Below are 21,511 nucleotides of genomic sequence, written 5' to 3' on the forward strand. Positions count from 1 at the left end.
GGGGGAGATGACGGATCCTTTCGCCTTTCCACCCGGCTTCCAGGTCGTCGTTGTCGGCGGCGCGGGGGATATCGGCTCGGCGATTGCCGCGCTGTTCCACGCCCGTGGTGCGAAGGTCGTGGCGACCGGCCACGACCGTGCCACGCTCGACCGCTCCGCCCTGGCGCGCCTTCCGGCCGTCGATCTCGACGTCCTGGACGTCACCTCCGACGAGGCCGTGGCGGCGTTCGCCGCCCGCTTCGAGCGGGTCGATGCGCTGGTCAATTGCGCGGGCATCCTCGCCCGCGACGAGGAGTTCCGGATAGAGACCTTCCAGCGCGTGCTCGACGTCAACCTGACCGGCACCTTCCGCACCTCCACGGCCTTTCGCGCACATCTTGCCGCAAGCCGCGGCTCGATCGTCAACATCGCCTCCATGAACGCCTTTGCCGCCTTGCCCCGCCTTCCGGCCTATTGTGCCAGCAAGGGCGGCGTCGTGATGCTGACCAAGGCCCTCGCGCTCGCCTGGGCGGAGGAGGGGATCCGGGTCAACGCCGTCGCGCCCGGCTATATCGAGACGGCGATCAACAGCGAGGGGCGCAAGGATATCGCGCATCGCGACCGGATCGCCGCGCGCACGGCGCTGAAGCGCTGGGGCCAGCCGGAGGAGGTGGCGGGCGCCGTGGTTTTCCTCACCATGCCGGCTGCGCGTTATGCCACCGGTACGGTCTATGCCGTCGACGGCGGCTTCCTTGCGGGGTGAGGATGCCATGAGCAAGGCAGGACCCACCCGTTCCCCTGTGATCAGGTCCGTCGAGGCGCATGTCTTCTGCGTGCCGCTCGAAAAACCTGTCTCGACGTCCTTCGGCACGATGAGGGACCGGCCGGCCGTGCTGGTGCGGCTGGAGGATGATGCGGGCCTGGTCGGCTGGGGGGAGATCTGGTGCAACTGGCCGGCGTGTGGCGCGGAGCATCGTGCCCGCCTGCTCGTCTCGGATATCGCGCCGCGCATCCTCGACAGGCCGCTGCCCGATCCGGCGGATCTTTGGAAGGAATTGACAGCGGCAACGCACATACTCGTGCTGCAGACCGGGGAGGCCGGCCCCTATGCGCAGGTGATCGCCGGTTTCGACATGGCCTATTGGGACCTCGTTGCCCGCCGCCGCGGCGTGCCGCTTGCCGCGGCGCTGTCGCCCGACGCGGCGGGCGCGGTGCGCGCCTATGCCAGCGGCATTCATATCCGCGACGCCGAAACGGTCGTGGCGCAATCCCGCGTGGCCGGCTACCGCGACTTCAAGGTCAAGGTCGGTTTCGACTTCGATCGCGACCTGGCGCTGATCCGTGCGCTCGCCGGGAGCCTGCAGCCCGGGGAAACGCTGCATGCGGACGCCAACCAGGCGTTTTCGCCGGAAGCGGCGAAGGACTTCCTGTTGGCGACGGCCGATCTCGGGCTCGGCTGGGTGGAGGAGCCGGTGCGTGTCGATGCCGGCCCGGCCGTTTGGGGCGAGCTTGCGCGGCTGACCGCAACGCCGCTGGCCGGAGGGGAGAACCTTGCCGGTTTGCGGGCCTTCCGGTCGGCGATCGGCGCCGGCCACCTCTCCGTCATCCAGCCTGATGCGGCAAAATGGGGTGGACCGACAGGGTGCCGCGCGGTGGCCGTGGCCGCAATCGCCGCCGGCCGGCGCTACTGCCCGCATTTCCTCGGCGCCGGCATCGGCCTTGCCGCCTCGGCCCATATCCTGGCGGCTGCTGGCGGGGACGGTCTGCTCGAAATCGACGTCAATCCGAATCCGCTGCGCGATGCGGTCGCGCCCGCATGGCCCGTGGTGGAGGAGGGCGTCGTCGTGCTGCCGCAAGGGCCGGGCCTCGGAACGGTGCCGGATCTCGACCGGCTCGAACCCTTCCGCACCCTCGCCCTGGCGTCCGGCCCCGCGGCATGATCGGCACGAGCGAACTTGCCGTCTTCGCCGCGCTCGCCTTCGTGGCGGCCTATGTGCAGACCCTGACGGGTTTCGCCTTCGGCCTGTTGCTGATGGGCGCCCTGGCGCTGACGGACCTTGTCCCGCTGCCGGAAGCCGCCATCGTCGTCAGCCTGCTGACACTTGCCAATGCCATGATGGTGCTGGCGCGCGGCTGGCGGGATATCGCCGTGAAACCGTTCCTTCTGTCGCTTGCCGGCGCCCTGCCCATGGTCGCCGCCGGCTACGGGGTGCTGACGCTTCTGGCGGCCTCGTCGCTGTCGGCGCTGCGCCTCATTCTCGGGCTCGCCATCATCGTGTCGAGCCTCCAACTGATCCGGCGGCCGTCGCCGCTGGCGCAGCAGTCGGGCGGGCCTGCCTTCCTGTTCTTCGGTGCGCTTGGCGGCCTGATGGGCGGGCTCTTTTCCACCGCGGGGCCGCCGCTGGTCTTTCAGTTCTACCGTCAGCCCCTGCCGCATCGGGTCGTCCGCGAGACGCTCGTGGCGATCTTCGCGCTCAACTCGGTGTTCCGTCTCGGCCTCGTCGCGGCAAACGGCGACTGGCAGCATCACGCGCTTGTCTGGGCGCTTGCCGGTCTGCCGGCCGTCCTGGTTTCGACCTATCTGGCACGCCGCTGGCCCCCGGCGCTTTCGGCACGCACGCTCCGCTTCGCAGCCTTCGTGCTGCTCTTGCTGTCCGGCGTTTCCCTGATCGCGCCCGTGATCCTCGGGGCCGTTCCTGCTCATGCATGACGCGGCATCCCGCCTCGCCGATTGACCGCCGTGCCTCCGGCGCAGAGGTCGGGATATCAACCACTCTGGAACGTGTGGCCGCCCGCGTCGGCTTCCATGCTGACATGTCGTTCGAATTTCACCAGCAGGCGATGCATGGCCCTGCGCGCCTCCTCGAAGTCCGGGGAGGCCGCCCTGGCCGCCCGGTCGGCCTCGTAAGCCTCTCTTGAAGCGAACCTGCACTCCCAGCGGACATCCGGACCGTCTCCTTCCAGTTTCAGGAGGATCAGTCCTGGCGCAAGCCCGAGCCTGTGCCTGATGTCGCTTGCCTCGCGGCGCTGCTTGAGCACCGCGTCGGCCAAGCCCTCCTTTGCGAAGTAGTTGGTCGCTTCGACAATCATGTTTCCCTCCCATCATCGGCCGTAAAAAAATCGCGCCGGCGATCCTTGACATTCAAAATCATGATCATAAAGTGTGATCACAATAGATGATCGCATTTTACAGCGAGACGCCTGCGACGGCAAGGAGAAGGTGGAGCCAGTGCCAACGATCAAGTCCATCGAAACATTGATTGTCCAATTGCCCACGCGGCGCGAGCACAAATGGGCGGGCCTGACCGAGGTCATCGGCCGCTATGTGCTGGTCAAGATGACCGACAGCGACGGCCGGGTCGGCTGGGGCGAGGCGCCGGCGCTCAAGGATTGGGGCGGGGAATTCGGCCGCTATTTCGGCGAATCCGCCATGATCACCCGCGCGGTCATCGATACCTATCTCGCGCCTTCCGTCATCGGGCTCGAACTCGGCAATTTCGCAGAACTGCATGCCCGGATGGATGCGATCATCCGCGGCTATCCCTATTCGAAGGCTGCGGTCGAGTTCGCCGCCTATGATCTTGCCGGTCGCTGGCTGAACGTTCCCGTGCACACCCTGCTCGGCGGCAAGGCGCGCGGCCGGGTGCCGGTCACCCATTCCATCGGCCTGATCTCCATCGAGGAGGCGCGCGCCGAGGTCGCCAAGCTGGTCGAGGAGGGCGTCAGGACGATCAAGGTCAAGATCGGCGTCGATCCGCTGCGCGATGTCGCCATGGTCGATGCCGTGCGGGAGGTCGCCGGCGATGCCGTCGAGATCTGCGTCGACGCCAACGAGGGCTACAAGACGCCGGGCGAAGCCGTGCAGACCGTGCGCAAGATGGAGAAGAACGGGCTCAAATATGTCGAGCAGCCGGTGATGGGCATCGAGCGGATCGCCGAGGTCGGACGTCGGATCGACGCGCCGGTCATGGCCGACGAATCGGCCTGGAATGCCCATGATTCGATCCAGATCGTCCAGAATGGCGGCATCCAGATCGTCTCGATCTACACGACAAAGGCGGGCGGCCTCTACAAGGCGATGGAGGTGGGCGCGGTCTGCCGGGCCGCAGGCATCATCTGCAACGTCAACGGATCGATCGAGACCGGCATCGGCAACCTCGCCAATGTCCAGCTCGCCGCGGCGTCGCCGGCGGTGACCTTGTCCTGTGTCATCCCCGTATCGACTCCGGCCGAAGCGCAGCACGGCCAGGTCGGCGGCATCTATTACAAGGACGACCTCCTGGTCGAGCCGATGCAGTTCGTCGACGGCGCGATCGTCGTGCCGGCGGGGCCTGGCATGGGCATCGATGTCGACCTTGCCAAGGTGGAAAAATACCGCGTTCGCGACTGAGAGGACGCCAGGAAATTCATGGAGAGAGGAAAGAACATGCGGGCAGAAATCGTTGCAAAACAGGTCAGGGCCATGGCGGAGCATGGGCTCGATGCCATCATTTGCTCGTCGCCTGAGAACTTCGCCTATACGACGGGCTTCGTGGTACCGTCGCAGCCGCTGATCCGCCATCGCCACGCGATGACGATCGTCACGGCGGATGGACGCAGCGCCATCTTCGGCGTCGACATGGAAGCGTCGACGATCAAGCGGCGCCTGCCCGACGTGCCGTCGCGCATCTGGGCGGAGTTTTCCGACGATCCGATGCTGGTCCTGGCGGACCAGCTCTCCGGTCTCGGCCTTGCGAAGGCGCGCATCGGCCTCGAGATGGACTATCTGCCCGCGGGCGATTTCGCCCGGCTGATCGCAGCGATGCCCGGCGCCCGGTTCGAGCACGCCGAACCGATCCTCGCGCGGCTGCGCCAGATCAAGACGGTCGAGGAGATCGCGCTGCTAAGCAGGCTCTCGCGCATCGCCGACCAGGCCATTGCCGATGCGCTGGCGGAAGTGGATGCGGGCGACAGCGAAATGGACATTGCCGGCCACCTGACCCGCAACGTCTATTCGCTTGGCGCGGAGCATTTCAAGCTCCTCATCGTCGCCACCGGCGAGCGCAGCGTGCTGCCGAATGTCGGCCCGTCCGACCGGATCCTCAAGCGCGGGGATGTCTGCCGCGTCGAGATCTTCTCCGTCATCGACGGCTACCAGGCCGGCGTGTGCCGGACGGCCATCGTCGGTGAGGCGCCGCCCATGGCCGACAAGATCTGGGCCCATCTGGTCGAGTGCAAGTACGAGATCATGGAGAAGGTGAAGCCGGGCGCGAGCTGCCGCGCGATCTACGACGCGTTCATCGCCAAGCTCGCCAAGCTCGACCTGCCGCCGATCTCCTTCGTCGGCCACGGCATCGGCCTTCATCTCCATGAGGATCCCTATCTCGGCCTCACGCCGGTGCTCGGCAAGCCGGGCAGCGATGCGCCGCTGGAGGAAAACATGGTCCTCGGCTTCGAGCCGCTCTGCTACAACACCGGCTACGGCTTTGGCATGCAGAACAAGGACATGTTGCTCGTGACGTCGAACGGATCGGAACTCCTGTCCGATTACACCGACACCGACAAGCTCATCGTCTGCGGCACGGCCAAACGGGGCATGAAGGCGCAGGCGGTCGCCTGAAGGCACGAACGGCGGCTGGCCGGTCTCCTGTCCGGCAGCCGCGCATTCCGCCCGCCGTCTCGCACGGCGGGCGATCGGGACGGAATCTTGGTAGAGCATTGGGTGGAGCCGCATGCGCACGCTGATTGAAAATCTGAACTTCGCTTTCACGGTCGACAAGAACGACACGGTGCTGCGCAACGCCAGCGTGGTGATCGAGAACGACCGCATCGCAGACATCGGCGCGGCGGACGAGGTGAAGACGCGCCACCAGGGCAGGGCTTTCGACAAGGTGATCGATGGCAGGATGCTGGGCATGTGCCCGGGCTTCGTCGACAGCCACGTCCATCTGTCGGAAACCCTGTCGCGTGCGGTCTTCCCCGACAATCTCAACACGCGCGCCTGGGTCTTCCATTGGGCCAAACCCTTCTACGCCTTCATCACGGAGGAGGACGAATATTGGGGCGCGCTGCTCGGCATCACCGAGATGCTCCGGTGCGGCACGACCTGCTTCCTCGACATGGGCTCGCAATACGATCCCGGCATCGTCATCCGGGCGATGGAAAAGACCGGCATCCGCGGCATCACCGGCCGCCACGCCGCCGACAACCGGCCGGCCGAGTTGCCGCGCGGCTGGACCGAGGAAATGGCCGAGCATCATTTCTTCCCGGACGCGCAGACGGCGCTGAAGGTGCTGGAGGAGTGCGTCACGCGCTACAACAACACGCTCGACGGCCGCGCCCGCTGCTGGGTGAACATCGAGGGCAAGGAGCCTTGCAGCCTCGAACTGCATGTCGGCGCCGTCGCGCTGGCCGAGAAGCTGGGCGTCGGCACGACCTACCATCTGGCGACCTCGATCGAGGAGGCCAAGGTCTGCGAGAGCAAGTATGGCTGCTGGCCGATCACCCGGGTCGACCAGGCCGGCGGCATCCGCAAGAATCTCGTCATCGCCCATGGCGCGGCGGTTTCGGATGACGAGGTCAGGCTGCTGGCGGAGCGGGGTGCGAGCGTCGCCTTCTGCCCGTGCTCGTCCTTCAAGCTGGGCAAGGGCGCGACGTCCATCGGCAAGTATCCCGAAATGGTCAAGGCCGGCGTCAAGGTCGGGCTCGGAACCGATGGCGTGTCGGCGGCGGGCAACATGAACCTCATGCGGCAGATGCTGGTCGTGGCAGGCATGTTCAAGGATGCGCGGTTGAAACCCGATGTCTTTACCGCGCGTGAAGCGCTGCGCGCCGCCACCATCGAGGGCGCGCGGGCCCTGATGTGGGACGACGAAATCGGCTCGCTCGAAGTGGGCAAGAAGGCGGACTTCATTCTCTTCGACCTCGACCATATCGAGTGGACGCCGTTCTACGATCCGCTGCAGGCGCTGGTCTTCTCCGCATCGACCGCATCGATCGCGCAGACCTGGGTGGACGGCAAGGCACTCTATGCCGATGGCAGGGTGCAGGGCGTCGACGAGGCGGCGATCCGCAGCAAGGCCCGGGAACTTGCGGCCGCCGCGGTGGTGCGGGCCGGGCTTCACCAAGGGAATGTCGAGACGACCACGACGCTGTACGACGAAGGAAACTGAGGCGGGTCATCCCTGACCGGCGTTCGACGGTCGAACGAACTGCGTTCGAAGGGCTGCTTGAGAGACCGGCCGGTGCCGGCGGAGCAGTCCTCCCCGGGCAGTCGGACGATCTGGAGAAAGGCACGGCGAGCGCCGGCCGAAGGGGAAAGCCGCGTCGGCCTTGCCGCGGCGGTTCTCCCGCTTGACAATTCTATATGTGATCATAAAGTGTGATCAAAGTTGTTGAGGAGCAACCCGCTGGAACCGGGACATGAGACCCGTTTCAGCAATAGGGTCGGGCGGTCTTCCAGCCGCACCGTCCCCCGGAGGAGACAATGAAAGTAGCAGTACTAGGCGCGGGTGCGGGCGGGGCAGCCTCGGTCGCGGAGTTGGTCCAGGCCGGGCACGACGTGCATTTCTGGGCGAGATCGGCGGAAACGCTCGAGCCGCATATCAAACTAGGCGGCGTCGCCCATGAAGGCAAGCTCGGCGAGGGCATTGCCAGGCCGGCGCTGATCACCACCGACCTCAAGGCGGCAATCGCGGGCGTCGATGTCGCGGTGGTGGCCCTGCCGACCTTCTCGCATTCGCCGATCGCCGCCGCGCTCGCCGCCGCAGGCTGGCCTTCGTCCAGCCCCGTCGTCCTCAATCCGGGCCATACCGGCGGCGCTTTGGAGTTTGCGCAAACCTTCTCGCGCAGCGGGCGTCCGGCGCCGGCCGTGGTCGAGTTCTCGACGCTGACCTATGTGGCGCGCAAGTATCGGCCGGACGGCGTGACCGTTTCCGGCCGTGCCAAGCGGCTCAAGGCGGCGGCCCTGAAGGGCGGGGCGGAGGTTCTGGAGATCGCCGGGAAGCTCTTCCCAGGCCTCGATCCCGTCGCCGATGTCATCGCTTCGGATCTTTCCAACGTCAACATGGTCCTGCATCCACCGGGCGCAGTGCTGGCGGCCGCATGGGTCGAGGCGACGGGCGGCAACTTCACCTTCTATGTCGATGCAATGACGCCCGGCGTCGCCCGCGTCATGAAGCAGCTCGACGAAGAACGGCTGGCGGTCGCCAAGGCCTTCGGGCACGACCTGCCGAACCTGATCGAGGAGATGAAGCTTCTCGGCACGGTCGAGGCCGATGTGGTCGACACCAGCGACTACCGGGCGGCGATCGCCGGGGGCGAAGCCAACAAGCGCATCAAGGGCCCCGATTCCCTGGAGTATCGCTATTACAAGGAGGATTTCGGCCACGGCCTCCTGCCGTTCCTCGAATTCGCGCGGATCGCCGGCGTCGAGACGCCGGTGGCCCATTCCCTCTACAGCCTGGCGCAGATCGCGGTCGGCGCCAATTATCGCGAGGGCGGCCGCACCGCCGAGGCGATGGGCATTGCGGGGATGAGCAAGGATCAGGTGATCGAGAAGGTGAGGGCGAAATGAGCTGGAAGAACACAGTGATCGCGGTCGTCGCGGGGGATGCCCGCGAGCAGGAAATCGCCCGCTGCGCCCTGCGGGCCGGCGCGACCGTGCGCGCCTATGGTTTCCCCTGGCCGGACGAGGGCATCGAAGGCGTCTACCATGCCAGGGATGCGGCCGATGCGCTCAAGGGGGCGGATATCGCCCTCTTCCCGATCCCCGGCATCACGGCGGAGGGCGCGCTGTTTGCGCCGAAGTGCCCCGAGAAGATCATTCCGACACGCGACATGCTCGCGGGCATGAACACGCCGGGCCACATCATCCTCGGCTGGGCCGACGCCAATCTGAAAGGGCATTGCGAGGCGCTCGGCATCACGCTGCATGAATATGAGTGGGACGTCGATCTGATGCTGCTGCGCGGCCCGGCAATTGTCGAGGGCGTGCTCAAGGTGATCATCGAGAACACGCAGATCACGATCCACAAGTCGAACGTCATGCTCGTGGGACAGGGCACCATCGGCTCGTTGCTGACCAGCACGCTGGTGGCGCTCGGCGCCCATGTCCATGTCGCGGCGCGAAATCCGGTACAGCGTGCCGCTGCCTATGCGGCCGGCGCGCAATCGCTGACATTGGAGGAGTTGCCCGAATTCCTGCCCAGGATGGACATCGTGATCGGAAGCGTGCCGAAGCGCCTGATGGAGCGCGAGCAGCTCGAAATGCTGCCCAAGCATGCGCTTCTGGTGGATGTGGCGGCCCCGCCGGGCACGATCGACCGCGAAGCGGCCGGTGAACTCGGGCTGAAGGCGGTCTGGGCCCGGGGCATGGGCGCGCGGGCGCCGATCACCGTGGGACGCAGCCAGTGGACCGGCATCAGCAGGCGTATCGAAGGCATATTGGAGCAAGGGCAATGAAGGCGGATCTGGTCATCAAGAACGCGCGCGTGGTTCGCCACGACGGCGAGTATTTCGGCGGGGTCGCCGTCAAGGACGGCAAGATCGTGCTGACCGGCGCGGACGAGGTCCTGCCGGACGCCACCCGCACCATCGACGCCGAGGGCCGCGTCCTGATGCCGGGCCTGATCGATCCGCATTGCCATCTCGGCGTGAAGTTTCCGTTCCCGGAGGACATGCGGACCGAGACGGCCGCCGCCGCGTCCGGCGGCGTGACCACGGCACTGCTCTATATCCGCAATCTGAAGGAATCCTACCTGCCGTTCTACGAGGAGCGCAAGGCGCTCGGGGAGGAGAATGCGGTCATCGATTTCGGCTTCCACTTCGGCATCCAGCGCGAGGAGCATATCGCCGAAATCCCCGAAATCGTCGCCAAGACCGGCGTGAAGTCCTTCAAGTGCTATTTCGGCTACGAGCCCGACAACCCGATCGGCATCGTTCCGGCGACCGACGGCTGGGTCTACGCCGCCATGCGCATCCTGTCGAAGATCCCTGGCGCGGTGATCAACGTCCATTGCGAGAACACCCAGATCGCCTCGTGGATCAAGAAGGAGATCGCCGCGACCGGCCGCCAGGACCTCGGCGCCTATACGGAATCGCGCCCGGCCTTCTGCGAGGTCGAAACGATCCGGCGCATGATCTTCCTGGCCGAGAAGACCGGCTGTTCGCTGCATCTCGTGCACACATCGGTCGGCATGGGGCCGGTCCTCGCTGCCGAGGCGCAGGCCCGCGGCATTCATGTCACGGTGGAAACCTGCCCGCACTACCTGACGCGCACCTGCTATGACGACGATCTCGACATGCGCGCCAAGATCTCGCCGCCGCTGCGCGACCGCAACGAGCTGGAAGGCCTGTGGGCCGGTATGCTCAACGGCTCGGTCTACAGCCTGGGCACCGATCACGTGCCGTTCCTGCCCAAGAAGCTCGAGGACCTCTGGACGGAGTTCCCCGGCGTCGTCAGCTTCCCCTGGGAGCTGTCGCTGATGCTGCACTTCGGCGTGCACCAGCGCGGGCTGCCGCTCAGCCGCCTGGTCGAGCTCAATTCGTTCAATCCGGCGCGCCGCTTCGGTCTCTGGCCGCGCAAGGGCCATATCGACGTCGGCTTCGACGCGGACCTCGTTCTGGTCGACCTTGATGAGGAGCGCACGGTCGAGCACACGGGCAAGGGCACCTGCATCTACGAGGGCTGGACACTGAAGGGCTGGCCGGTGATGACGGTCGCGCGCGGGGAGGTCGTCTATGAGAACGGCGCCGTCGACGCGCGGCACTACGGCCGCGGCCGTTGCGTGACCGTGCCGGCATGACCATGGCGATCCCCGATCACCTCGACCTGGCCGGCCGGATCCCGTTGACACCGGCGCGACTGTCGGTGCGCGAGGCCGTCGCCAGGATCGTCGGCCGCAAGGCGTCGATCCGCCAGGAGAGGCTGTCGGGGATCCACAACCCTTGGGGCCACGGCATCGCCTTGACCGATCCGTGGGCCTTCCTCGAACTGTGCGAAAGCGCCCCTGTCCTCGATGCGGCGCGGCGCGTCCTCGGGGCCGACATCATCCTCTGGGACAGCGAGCTGTTTGCCGAGGCCGGTCGATACCGCGCGTTTCTGGATGCGCGCCGGGAAGGCCGGTACTGGCCGGTCGCGCCGCTTGCCGGCGCCGTGGTGCTCGTGCCCGTCGCCGGCGACGATCCGGTGCCCCGGGCCGTCCCGCTGGAGGCGATGGGGCCCGAAATGCTCTGCGGCCTTGAAGACGCCGAACCGCTTTACGTGATCCGGCTGATGCCGGCGACGAGCCGCTTCGTGCGCGATCCCGCGCATCCGGCCAACCGGGCCTGCATGGAAGAGCAGGTCCTGGTGAACTATTCGAACCGCCCGCTATGGCTGCTCTCCGGCGCCGACCGGGCAAACAACGATCTGGTTTCGGGCTTTGCGTCCGCTGTGCCCGTCTGGGCCTCTGGCGCAACGCCTGCTGAAGGAGAGGAGACATAGCATGCCATTCGTCGTCGTCGAAATGTGGGAGGGGCGCACCGTCGAGCAGAAGCGCAACCTCGTGAAGGCCATAACCAAGGCCATGGTCGAGGAGGCCGCCTGCAAGCCCGATCACCTGCACGTGGTGATCCACGAGACCCCCAAGGACAGCTGGGGCCGCAGCGGCGTGCTCGGCATCGACATGGTGGAGCACAAGTGATGGGTCTTGAAACTCTCGACTATCGCAAGTCGGCGCTTCTGGTCATCGACCTGCAGAACGCCTTCATCCACGAGAAGGGAACGCTCGGCATTTCGGGCGTCGACACCAGGCGGCTGTCATCCATCGTGCCGCCGCTGGCCAAGCTCATCAAGCGCTGCCAGGACACGGGCATTCCGGTGATCTGGACGATGCAGGAGCATTTCGCGGTCGACCACAACCGCGCCAGGAAGAAACTGCTCGGCCATACCGCGCGCCGCAAGCAGGTTTCCGCGCTCGCCGGAAGCTGGGACGAGCAGATCATCGACGAGCTGAAGGACCTTGCGGATTTCGATCCGGCCTTCGTCATCCGCAAGCATCGCTTCGGCGCGTTCTACGAGACGCGCCTCGAGATGATGCTGAAGATGCTGGGCACGCAGCATCTCTTCGTCACGGGGGCGACCACCAATGCCTGCGTCGAAACCTCCATCCGCGAAGCCTATCTGCGCGACCTCGACGTCATCGCCGTCGATGACTGCATCTCGGGGGTGAATGCCGACTGGGAGGCGACGGCCAAGCAGGTGTGGAAGCAGTATTTCTGCGAGATCGCTCCCTCGTCCGAAGTGCTCGACTGGATCGGCGAACAGGTCGAGCCGCGCGTGACGAACTACGGCCACCAGTTGATCATGGTCGACGATATCGACACCTCGGTCGATTTCTACACCAACCTGCTGGGTTTCACGATCCGTCCGGCCAAGCCGCTCGCCGACGGCCGGCCGTTCACCGCCTTCCATCAGGGGATCGCCCTCATCCACGGCAAGGCGAGCGGGCACCGCCAGCTCGACCATATCGCCTTCGAGGTCAACGATGTGCGCGCCATGGATGCGAAGCTGAAGAAAGCCGGCGTCCGCTACTATACCGACCTTCACGACGGCCCCTATGGCCTGACGATCTACATCGCCGATCCCGACGGCACGAAGGTGGAGCTCTATCAGGTCGGCGCAACGGCCTGATCGCACAGAGACAACCGGACCGGGCAGCGCCCGGCGCCGGGACCGCCAAAGAACTCCGCCCGACAAGGGCGGGGTTTTCTGTTGGTGCGGCGACTTGCATGACGGCGACGGACGGACGGTCCATCGCCGCGCCTGATGCCGTCACGCCGGCGCCAGCCCTTCCAGCGCATCGAGTTCCGCGTAAGCGGGCAGGGGGGCGGAAATCGGCGAACCCATTCGCATGACGATGCGGTCGCTCTCCGCCCGCGAGAGGATCTCCGACCAGGAACGCCCCTCGAAAATGACCAGGTCGGCCGGTTGCCCCGTTGCGATGACGCCATGGCCGTCCAGGCGCATGATCTGCGCCGGCGTCGTGGAAACCGCCTTGATCCAGTCGCCGTGGGGATGGTCGAGATGAAGGGCGCGCGTGCCGAGGCGGAACGTGTCGAGCATGTCCAGGTCCCCGTAGGAATTGAACGGGTCGCGTGTGTTGTCCGAGGCGAGCGCGACGGGTATCCCGCGCCGCTTCATTTCGTGCAGCAGGGTGACGCCCCGCCAGCGCGGCGTCATGCCCTTCTTGCTGCGATCCTGCAGGTAGAGATTGCAGGTCGGCAAGGAGACGACGGTGATGCCGGCCGCCGCGACCTTGTCGAGCGTCGCGTCGACAACCGGGGGGGCCTGCATCGCCAGGGAGCAGCAGTGCCCGACCAGTATCTTGCCTGCGAAAGACATGCGCAATGCCGTGTCGGCGATGCGGCGCAGCACATCGGCGGCCGGGTCGGCGCTCTCGTCGGCATGGAAGTCGAGATCCAGTCCGTGATCAGCGGCTGCCCGGAACATCCTGTCGAGCAGGCGGTCGATGTCGGGCAGCGGATAGGCGACCGCGCCGAGCACGCCTCCGGCATCGGCGACCCGCCTTGCAATGGCGCGCAGGAATGCGTCGTCCCGCGCCATGTCGATGGGAAACAGGCACGAGGCCTGCAGGGCGATCCGCCCGCGCCAATGCTGCCGGAGTTCGAGGAACAGGGGCCATGAGACCCCGTCCTGCGGCGGCTGCGAATCGAGATGCGTGCGGATGGCGGATGTGCCGTAGTGAAAGGCCGAGCGAAGGGCGAAATCGATGCGTCTGCCGAGGTCGCCGGCGGACCACCTGGCCGTGCGGTCGCACCGCGTTGCTGCCAACGCCCCGTCGAACGTGCCGTCCGCCGCGGGTGTGCGCGGCAGGATGTGGCCCTTGTCGAGATGCGTGTGGCAGTCGACGAAGGGCGGGATCACGACGCGGCCGCCGGCATCGATGGCAGGCAGGTCCGGGTCGCTTGCCGCGGCGTGGCAAGGAGAGGCAGGCGTTATTGCCAATATTCTGCCCTTCTCTACACTTGCATCCGCCAGGAAGAACTCGGTGCCTGCGGCGTTTGCGGCGTCCGTTCTCGTGGTCGCCGCGCAGAGGCGCACATTCCGCAGCACGTATCGGCCGAGACGGGCGGCGCTGTCGAGTTGCGCACGCAGGGCAGACTGGTCGGAAACGATTGCAGCCATATCTCATTCTCCCCAGGGGATCGCGGGACGACTTTCCCTTTCGGATCTCGGGCGCGGACCGGCAGCACAGTTAAAGGTTGCCGTTTTGTGAAAAGTCGTTTATTGATCACAATGTGAGATCACAAATCCCGACCTGTCAACCCCTGAGGCCGACGGGCGGGGCATGGCGGGATAGGCCTTTTGGCGGATCGCGGATTTGAGACAAGATGACGGAGTCTGAAGACAGGATGCCGATCAAGAAGCCGGAAAACGAGGTCAACGGCGGCGCTGCGGAAAAGCCGGCGCGCGGCCATGTCCATGAACATGTCCTTCGCTACATGCGGCGCGGGCTTATGGTCGGCGCCTTTCTGCCGGGGCAGGTGATGAGCCTGCGCAAGCTGGCCGTCGGGCTCGGCACCAGCCCGATGCCGGTGCGCGAGGTGCTCAGCCGCCTCGTCGCCGCCAACGCGCTGGAGGAAACCAAGGGCGGCTCGGTCCGCGTGCCGAGGCTGCGGCCGGATAAATTGAGCGAGCTGTTCACGATTCGGGAGATGCTGGAAGGCATGGCGACCGAACTTGCCGTCAAGAAGGCAGGTCCCGAATTGGTGGAGGAACTGGCGGCGATAAACAAGCAGCTTCTGACCGCCATCGAAAAGCGCGACATCCTGAACTGCCTGTCGTCCAACCAGAAGTTCCATTTCACGCTGTACGAGGCGGCGGACAGCGAAGTGCTGATGCCGCTGATCGAATCGCTATGGCTGCAGTTCGGCCCGACCATGTACATGTCGCTGCTGATACCCTCGATGCCGTGGAACGCTTCGGACCACAAGGATATCCTTGCGGCTCTCAAGGAGAAGAACGCCTCGGCGGCCAAGAAGGGCATCGTCCACGACATCCGCACCACCTGCAAGGCTCTGCTCAGCGTGGCCGGCCCGCAGGGGCTGGAACTGCCTTTCGCCCATGGGCCGGAACTGCAATTCGACTACTGACATTTCCCAGGGGAGGAACCATCGTGGCGGGGAAGATCGACGACAAACTGGCGAGCCTCGGAATCGTGCTGCCGACGACGACGGCTCCACTGGCCAATTATGTACCGGCGCGCCGCCATGGCAGCCAGGTCTATGTTTCCGGCCAGGTGCCCGCCGAGGGCGGCAAGGACAAGTTCACCGGCAAGCTCGGCTCCGACTTCTCGGTCGAGGAGGGGCAGGCGGCGGCGCGCCTGTGCGCCGTCAACATCCTCGCCCAGCTCAAGGAGGCGCTGGACGGTGATCTCGACCGCGTCGTCGGCGTGATCCGGCTGGGCGGTTTCGTCAATGCCGAGCCGGATTTCAAGGACCACCCGAAGGTCATCAATGGCGCGTCCGATCTGATGGTCGAGATCTTCGGCGAAGCGGGGCGCCATGCCCGTGCTGCTGTCGGCTGCTATTCGCTGCCACGAAACGTGCCGGTCGAGATCGACGCGATCTTCGAGGTCCGTTGACCGTGCAGCCCGGCGCTTCCGTTTCGGATGATCGCATTCCCGTCCATGTCCTGACCGGCTTTCTCGGCAGCGGCAAGACAACCTTCCTGCGCCACCTGCTCGGCGAACCCGACTTCGCCGACACCGCTGTTGTCATCAACGAGTTCGGCGAGGTCGGCCTCGACCATCTGCTGGTCCGCGAAGTGTCCGAAGACGCCGTGCTGCTGTCCTCGGGCTGTTTGTGCTGCGCGGTGCGGGACGATCTGGTTTCGACGCTTGCGGATATGCTGGAAATGGTGCGGCGCAGGGCGGTGGCGCCGTTTCGCCGCGTCGTCGTCGAGACGACGGGGCTTGCCGACCCTGCCCCGATCATGCAGGCGGTGATGAGCGACCTGCGGCTGAGACGCGGCTATCGCGCCGGCACGATCGTCTCCACGGTCGATGGCGTAGGGGGCGCGGGAACGCTCGCCCGGTTCGCCGAAGCCGTCCAGCAGGTGGCGCTGGCCGACTGCGTGGTCGTGACCAAGTCCGATCTTGCCGAGCCCTGGCGGCTGGACGCGCTTCGCAACGACATCGCCACGATCAATCCGACGGTCGGCCAGCTCGTCTCCAGCAAGGCGGAGATGCCGGGCGCCGGCGAGATCTTCGAAAAGGCCGGAGATCGGCGGCCGCGCCATCTCGACATTTCCGATGTCCCGCTCCGCGGCCGGCACAGCGCCGGCGTCGAGACCTTCGTCGTCGATATCGACGACCCCGTGGACTGGCCGGCCTTCGTCGACTGGCTGGAATTGCTGCTCGCCAGCCGGGGCCAGTCCATCCTGCGGGTCAAGGGTCTGCTGTCCGTGGCGGGTGATCCCCGCCCCGTCGTCATCCACGGGGTCCAGCATGTCGTCTACCCGCCGGAATACCTGCCGCGCTGGCCGGAAGGCACCTCGGGCGGCTGGCTGGTGTTCATCGCCAGGGACCTGAGCCGCGCGGCCATTGAAAACGCGTTGCCGAGTATTTTTGCCTCGACAAGGTGAGGCGATAAGTGGCCTCATCGTGCCCTGCCGGAAAGGGCCGACACCCGCGCAATCCTGCCCGGCAACGGGCGATTGTGCGGCGTGGCGCGCGTGAAATTTACAAGAGATTCCCGAACATTGGATGATGCACGGGGCCACCGGCCCGGGCATGTCGATCGGCAGGAATGCCGCGCAATTTCTCGCAGATTCTCCCCTTGACAATCCTTAAATGTGATCACACTATGAGATCAAGAATTGAGCTGATGGGGTAGGAGGCCCCGGTTCGATCCTTGGGGAAGACATGAGGCATGAAGCCAATTGGACGCCAGCGGGCGTCCGCTAGGGAGGAGTGAAATGTTGCACATTACACGTGTCATTCGCGGTGCCGCACTCATCGCGACAACCGCCGTCGCCACGCTTGTGGCGAGCCAGGGCGCCATGGCCGAGGAGGTCAAGGTCCGTTTCAGCTGGAAGTTGAAGGGCGAATACGGTTTCTTTTATCTCGGTGAACAGAAGGGCGTCTACAAGGATGCCGGCGTCGCCCTCAAGCTCGGCGAGGGCGCCGGCTCGCAGGCGGCGCTCGGCTCGCTCATCCAGGGCCAGGAAGACGCCGTCATCCTGCCCGGGATCTTCGCCATTTCCGCCATTCAGAAGGGAATGCCGGTCAAGATCATAGCGCTCTACCAGCCGGAAACGCCGATTGCCCTGATCTCGCATGCCGACAAGGCGGTGACGACGCCGAAGGACCTGGAAGGCAAGACCATTGCCCATGCGGTCGGCGAGACCGGCACGTCCTATCTCGATGCCTTCTGCGAAATCAACCAGGTGGATTGCAGCAAGGTCTCGAAGATCCAGATGGATTCCCAGTCGCGGGTTCCGCAGTTCCTGCAGGGCCAGGTCGATGTGGTCAGCGTCTACAGGACCAATGACCTGCCCGTTCTCGAAGACAGGACCGGCCAGACGTTCCCGACGCTCGACATGACCGAATATGGCCTCGCCATTCCCGGCATGGCGGTGGTGGCGAGCGACGATGGCATTGCCAAGAGGGGGGCGGCGTTGAAGAGCTTCCTTGCCGCCAATGCTAAGGCGATCGAGATGACGCGGTCCGACCCGGCGGCCGCGACCGCGGCGCTCAAGGCGGTCTGGCAGGCCGGTCCCTCGGACAAGGTCGTCCAGCAGCAGATCGAGGCGACGTCGGCATCGCTCCACGCGCCCGCTGACGGCAAGCCCCTCGGCTGGATCGAGGAGAAGGCGATCGTCGATGCGCTCAAACTGGTCGGCAGCGCCGAGGACATCGGCGATCCCAAGCCGGCTTCGACCTTCTATACGAACGACTTTCTGACTCAGTGAGGTTACGGTGGCGAGCACGAATGTATTAGGCGCCGATCGCGCGCAGTCAAAGCAGGACAAGGCCATGCGCAGGAAGAAATCGCGAGGACCATGGCTCGAACGCTATTCGGCGGTCATTCTCGCGACCGTGTTGCTTGCGGCCTGGCAGGTCCTGGTTCCGCTTTCCGGGCTTTCGGAATTCGTCCTGCCGACACCGGTGGCGATCGCCACGCGGATCGTCAACGAGCTTCCCCTGCTCGCCACCCATGCCTACGTCACCCTGTTCGAGGTCGTTTCCGGATTTGCGATGGGCGTGCTGGTCGGCATACCCCTGGCGCTCGCGATATTCTACTCGCGTGCGTTCGAGCGTGCCATCTATCCAATCCTCGTCGCGCTGCAGACCGTGCCGAAGGTGGCGCTGGCGCCGCTGCTGGTGCTCTATCTGGGCTATGGCTGGGCGCCGAAGATCACGCTCGCCTTTTTGATTTCGTTCTTTCCCATCGTCATCTCGACCGTCGTCGGTCTCCAGGCGCTGGACAAAAACCTCGTCAACCTCGTTCGCTCCATGGGGGCCAGCGAATGGCAGACCTTCTTCAAGGTGCGCCTGCCGGCGGCGCTTCCCAACATATTCGGGGGGTTCAAAGTGGCGGTGTCGCTTGCCGTCATCGGTGCGGTCATCGGCGAATACGTCGCTGCCGAACGCGGGCTTGGCTACCTGCAGCTCCAGGCCAACTCCCTGTTCGACACCACGCTGAATTTCGCGACCGTCGTCGCCATCTCCGGGCTTGGTGTCATGCTCTATTTCGTCATCGACTTCGTCGAGAGCCGCGTCACCTACAAGCGCGACACAAAATAGGCCGGCGGCCGCTCAAACATCGAAAGATTCAGGTGAGGTAATTCCATGAATGCCATTGTCCAGACGGGTGCGGCGGTCGACATCTCCCGGCTCTCGAAGATCTACAAGACGCGCGAAGACGAAGATGTCGTGGCGCTCGACAAGATCGACCTCAAGTTCGAGCCCGGCACATTTGTCGCCGTGGTCGGGCCGAGCGGTTGCGGCAAGAGCACGCTTCTGTCGCTGCTTGCCGGCCTGATCGGAGCCTCGACCGGCACGATCGCCATCGATGGGGAGGCCATCAGCAAGCCGCATCCCAAGATCGGCGTCGTCTTCCAGTCCGATCTCCTGCTTTACTGGCGCACCGTGCTCGAAAACATCCTGCTGCCCATCGAGATCAAAAGGCTGGATGTCGCCAGATACCGGGGCCGTGCGGAGGAACTGCTGGCCCAGGTCGGGCTCGAAGGGTTCGGCAACAAATATCCCTCCGAGCTTTCCGGCGGCATGCGCCAGCGCGTGGCGATCTGCCGTGCGCTGATCCAGGAGCCCGGCCTCCTGCTGATGGACGAGCCGTTCGGCGCGCTCGATGCGCTGACGCGCGAACAGATGATCATGGATCTCCAGTCCATGTGGATGCGGCTTGGCAACACCGTGCTGTTCATCACCCACGGCATTGACGAGGCGGTGTTTCTCGCGGACCGCGTGCTGGTGATGTCGCCCCGTCCAGGCCGCGTCGACCTCGACCTCAATATCGACATGCCCCGCCCCCGCCAGTGGAGCAGGATACATGAGAACAAGGATTATCACGGCTATGTCCGCAAGATTCGCGACATCTTCGAGGCCAAGGGCATTCTGGTCGCGCACTAGAGCATTTCCGCCTTTCTTCGAAGCGCGAAAACACTCTAACTCCTTGTTTTAACGCAATTTCGGACGCAAGAGCAGCTCGCGTGACTAGCGTCCGGACTTGTCGGAGAACACAGGGCCGAAGCAATGCGGGCGACCACCGTTCCACCGGAAGGGGTCCAGCACGCGCGGCCGCCGAACATCTGGATTGAATTCGCCGGTCCGAGCGCCGCATTTCGGGGTCCCTCCCAACTGCGCCGCTCACCTCTCGGCGGTTTTCGCAACATACGCCATATAAGAGGGCCGGCTTTGCCGGGAAAGAAATGGGACAGAAGGTTGGGGCTCTCAAGGAGCTGGCCATTGGAGAGTTACGTGTCGCGCTGACGCCCGAATCCGCCATGCAGTTGCAGAAGCTGGGCCACGCATGCCTTGTGGAGGCGGGCGCCGGGGAGGGGTCGGGCATATCGGACGATGCCTACCGTGCGGCCGGGGTGACGGTGGTGGAGGATGCGGCTGCGCTGGTGGCGGCATCGGACGTGATCGTCAAGGTCCGCCCGCCGACGACGGCAGAGGTCGGCCTCCTGTCGCCCGGCAAGACGCTGGTCTCGTTCTTCTACCCCGGCCAGAATGCCGAACTGCTGGAGCAGGCCCGTTCGAAGGGCGCGACCGTCATCGCCATGGACATGGTGCCGCGTATCAGCCGAGCGCAGAAGATGGACGCGCTGTCGTCGATGGCCAACATCGCCGGCTACCGCGCGGTGATCGAGGCGGGCAACCATTTCGGCCGCTTCTTCACCGGCCAGATCACCGCCGCCGGCAAGGTGCCGCCGGCCAGGGTGCTGGTCATCGGCGCGGGCGTTGCGGGCCTTGCCGCCATCGGCGTCGCCACCTCGCTCGGCGCGCAGACCTATGCCTTCGACGTGCGTCCCGAGGTCGCCGAGCAGATCGAGTCGATGGGCGCCGAGTTCGTCTATCTCGACTTTGCCGATGGTCAGGGGGGCGGCCAGCAGGATGGTGCTGTGACCGGCGGCTATGCCGCCCCGTCCTCGCCCGAGTTCCGCGAGACGCAGCTTGCGAAGTTCCGTGAGCTTGCCCCGCAGATGGACATCGTCATCACCACGGCGCTGATCCCCGGCCGTGACGCGCCAAAACTGTGGCTCGCCGACATGGTGGCGGCGATGAAGCCGGGCTCCGTCGTCGTCGACCTCGCCGCCGAACGCGGCGGCAATTGCGACCTGACGGTCGCCGACCAGAAGATCGTCTCGGACAACGGCGTCACCGTCATCGGCTATACGGACTTCCCGAGCCGCATGGCCGCCCAGTCCTCCGCGCTCTATGCCACCAATATCCGCCACATGCTGACGGACCTGACGCCCGGCAAGGACGGCGTCATCGTGCACAACATGGAGGACGACGTCATCCGTGGGGCGACGGTCACCTTCGAAGGCGCGATCACCTGGCCGCCGCCGCCGCCGAAGATCGCGGCCATCGCCGCACAGAAACCCAAGGAGAAGGCCAAGGAACCGACGCCGGAGGAAAAGCGCGCGGCCGAGGCCGCCGCCTTCAAGGCCGGGACGAAGAACCAGCTTGCGCTGCTGGCCGTCGGCACGGCGGCTCTCCTGATCGTCGGGGCCTTCGCGCCCGCCGCCTTCATGAGCCACTTCATCGTCTTCGTGCTCGCCTGCTTCGTCGGCTTCCAGGTGATCTGGAACGTCTCGCATTCGCTGCACACGCCGCTGATGGCCGTCACCAATGCGGTCTCCGGCATCGTCATCCTCGGCGCGCTGCTGCAGATCGGCTCCGGCAACGGGCTGGTGGTGGTGCTGGCGGCGCTCTCGGTGCTGATCGCCACGATCAACATCGTCGGCGGCTTCCTCGTCACCCGGCGCATGCTCGCCATGTTCCAGAAATCCTGATCG

The 21,511-nt window shown here is 65.4% G+C and carries 21 protein-coding genes; 19 read left to right on the plus strand and 2 right to left on the minus strand.

All coding sequences use genetic code 11. The features are described 5' to 3' along the window. The first annotated feature begins 7 nt into the window (after nucleotides 1-7). From shn_RS28790 to shn_RS28800, 3 genes are read left to right on the plus strand one after another with little or no spacing between them, the layout of a single operon-like run. Nucleotides 8-742: an SDR family NAD(P)-dependent oxidoreductase gene (locus shn_RS28790; protein ID WP_064334049.1), complete on the plus strand. Its 735-nt coding sequence runs from the start codon at nucleotides 8-10 to the stop codon at nucleotides 740-742. Between the two features lie 7 nt (nucleotides 743-749). Then, on the plus strand, nucleotides 750-1,919 hold the full coding sequence (locus shn_RS28795; protein WP_064333958.1) for a mandelate racemase/muconate lactonizing enzyme family protein: 1,170 nt from the start codon (nucleotides 750-752) through the stop codon (nucleotides 1,917-1,919). Next, complete coding sequence (locus tag shn_RS28800; protein ID WP_064333959.1) at nucleotides 1,916-2,689, plus strand: TSUP family transporter; 774 nt, start codon at nucleotides 1,916-1,918, stop codon at nucleotides 2,687-2,689. The genes shn_RS28795 and shn_RS28800 overlap by 4 nt, the downstream gene beginning before the upstream one ends. Before the next feature lie 56 nt (nucleotides 2,690-2,745). Here shn_RS28800 and shn_RS28805 read toward each other — a convergent pair whose 3' ends face one another. Beyond that, entirely contained in the window at nucleotides 2,746-3,069 is a 324-nt protein-coding gene (locus shn_RS28805) for a hypothetical protein (protein ID WP_064333960.1), read from the minus strand. A 139-nt stretch (nucleotides 3,070-3,208) separates the two neighbouring features. Here shn_RS28805 and shn_RS28810 point away from each other — a divergent pair, with 139 nt between their 5' ends. The 9 genes from shn_RS28810 to shn_RS28850 all read left to right on the plus strand — a co-directional run bounded on the left by shn_RS28810 (nucleotide 3,209) and on the right by shn_RS28850 (nucleotide 12,631). Beyond that, complete coding sequence (locus shn_RS28810) at nucleotides 3,209-4,369, plus strand: mandelate racemase/muconate lactonizing enzyme family protein (RefSeq protein WP_064333961.1); 1,161 nt, start codon at nucleotides 3,209-3,211, stop codon at nucleotides 4,367-4,369. 36 nt (nucleotides 4,370-4,405) lie between these two features. Beyond that, on the plus strand, nucleotides 4,406-5,578 hold the full coding sequence (locus shn_RS28815; RefSeq protein WP_064333962.1) for a Xaa-Pro peptidase family protein: 1,173 nt from the start codon (nucleotides 4,406-4,408) through the stop codon (nucleotides 5,576-5,578). A gap of 112 nt (nucleotides 5,579-5,690) precedes the next feature. After that, nucleotides 5,691-7,130, plus strand: coding sequence for an amidohydrolase family protein (locus tag shn_RS28820; protein WP_064333963.1), 1,440 nt, complete (start codon nucleotides 5,691-5,693; stop codon nucleotides 7,128-7,130). A gap of 314 nt (nucleotides 7,131-7,444) precedes the next feature. After that, entirely contained in the window at nucleotides 7,445-8,533 is a 1,089-nt protein-coding gene (locus shn_RS28825) for an NAD/NADP octopine/nopaline dehydrogenase family protein (RefSeq protein ID WP_064333964.1), read from the plus strand. Continuing rightward, the gene (locus shn_RS28830; protein ID WP_064333965.1) at nucleotides 8,530-9,420 is read left to right on the plus strand and encodes a dipicolinate synthase subunit DpsA; all 891 of its coding nucleotides are present in this window, start codon (nucleotides 8,530-8,532) and stop codon (nucleotides 9,418-9,420) included. The genes shn_RS28825 and shn_RS28830 overlap by 4 nt, the downstream gene beginning before the upstream one ends. After that, on the plus strand, nucleotides 9,417-10,763 hold the full coding sequence (locus shn_RS28835) for a dihydroorotase family protein (RefSeq protein WP_064333966.1): 1,347 nt from the start codon (nucleotides 9,417-9,419) through the stop codon (nucleotides 10,761-10,763). Before shn_RS28830 ends, shn_RS28835 begins: the two co-directional genes overlap by 4 nt. After that, nucleotides 10,760-11,443: a hypothetical protein gene (locus shn_RS28840; RefSeq protein WP_064333967.1), complete on the plus strand. Its 684-nt coding sequence runs from the start codon at nucleotides 10,760-10,762 to the stop codon at nucleotides 11,441-11,443. The genes shn_RS28835 and shn_RS28840 overlap by 4 nt, the downstream gene beginning before the upstream one ends. Nucleotide 11,444: 1 nt before the next feature. Beyond that, nucleotides 11,445-11,642: a 2-hydroxymuconate tautomerase gene (locus shn_RS28845; RefSeq protein WP_064333968.1), complete on the plus strand. Its 198-nt coding sequence runs from the start codon at nucleotides 11,445-11,447 to the stop codon at nucleotides 11,640-11,642. Further along, nucleotides 11,642-12,631, plus strand: coding sequence for an isochorismatase family protein (locus shn_RS28850; RefSeq protein WP_064333969.1), 990 nt, complete (start codon nucleotides 11,642-11,644; stop codon nucleotides 12,629-12,631). The genes shn_RS28845 and shn_RS28850 overlap by 1 nt, the downstream gene beginning before the upstream one ends. 141 nt (nucleotides 12,632-12,772) lie before the next feature. Here the strand turns inward: shn_RS28850 and shn_RS28855 are convergent, their stop codons facing one another. Continuing rightward, the gene (locus tag shn_RS28855; RefSeq protein ID WP_084438633.1) at nucleotides 12,773-14,146 is read right to left on the minus strand and encodes a cytosine deaminase; all 1,374 of its coding nucleotides are present in this window, start codon (nucleotides 14,144-14,146) and stop codon (nucleotides 12,773-12,775) included. Between the two features lie 206 nt (nucleotides 14,147-14,352). Between shn_RS28855 and shn_RS28860 the strand changes: the two genes are divergently transcribed. From shn_RS28860 to shn_RS28890, 7 genes are all read left to right on the plus strand, one after another. Further along, complete coding sequence (locus shn_RS28860; RefSeq protein ID WP_245337495.1) at nucleotides 14,353-15,114, plus strand: GntR family transcriptional regulator; 762 nt, start codon at nucleotides 14,353-14,355, stop codon at nucleotides 15,112-15,114. 23 nt (nucleotides 15,115-15,137) lie between these two features. Then, entirely contained in the window at nucleotides 15,138-15,605 is a 468-nt protein-coding gene (locus shn_RS28865; RefSeq protein ID WP_064333971.1) for a RidA family protein, read from the plus strand. 2 nt (nucleotides 15,606-15,607) lie between these two features. Next, nucleotides 15,608-16,606 carry a GTP-binding protein gene (locus tag shn_RS28870; RefSeq protein WP_064334051.1) on the plus strand — a complete coding sequence of 333 codons (999 nt, stop codon included), beginning with the start codon at nucleotides 15,608-15,610 and terminating at the stop codon, nucleotides 16,604-16,606. 333 nt (nucleotides 16,607-16,939) lie between these two features. Next, nucleotides 16,940-17,935: an ABC transporter substrate-binding protein gene (locus shn_RS28875; protein ID WP_064333972.1), complete on the plus strand. Its 996-nt coding sequence runs from the start codon at nucleotides 16,940-16,942 to the stop codon at nucleotides 17,933-17,935. A 64-nt stretch (nucleotides 17,936-17,999) separates the two neighbouring features. Further along, nucleotides 18,000-18,770, plus strand: coding sequence for an ABC transporter permease (locus shn_RS28880; protein WP_064333973.1), 771 nt, complete (start codon nucleotides 18,000-18,002; stop codon nucleotides 18,768-18,770). A 45-nt stretch (nucleotides 18,771-18,815) separates the two neighbouring features. Continuing rightward, nucleotides 18,816-19,616, plus strand: coding sequence for an ABC transporter ATP-binding protein (locus shn_RS28885; RefSeq protein WP_064333974.1), 801 nt, complete (start codon nucleotides 18,816-18,818; stop codon nucleotides 19,614-19,616). A 299-nt stretch (nucleotides 19,617-19,915) separates the two neighbouring features. Continuing rightward, nucleotides 19,916-21,508 carry a Re/Si-specific NAD(P)(+) transhydrogenase subunit alpha gene (locus shn_RS28890; RefSeq protein WP_064333975.1) on the plus strand — a complete coding sequence of 531 codons (1,593 nt, stop codon included), beginning with the start codon at nucleotides 19,916-19,918 and terminating at the stop codon, nucleotides 21,506-21,508. Nucleotides 21,509-21,511: the final 3 nt, after the last annotated feature.

Source organism: Shinella sp. HZN7 (genome assembly GCF_001652565.1).
Taxonomy (GTDB): Bacteria; Pseudomonadota; Alphaproteobacteria; order Rhizobiales; family Rhizobiaceae; genus Shinella; species Shinella granuli.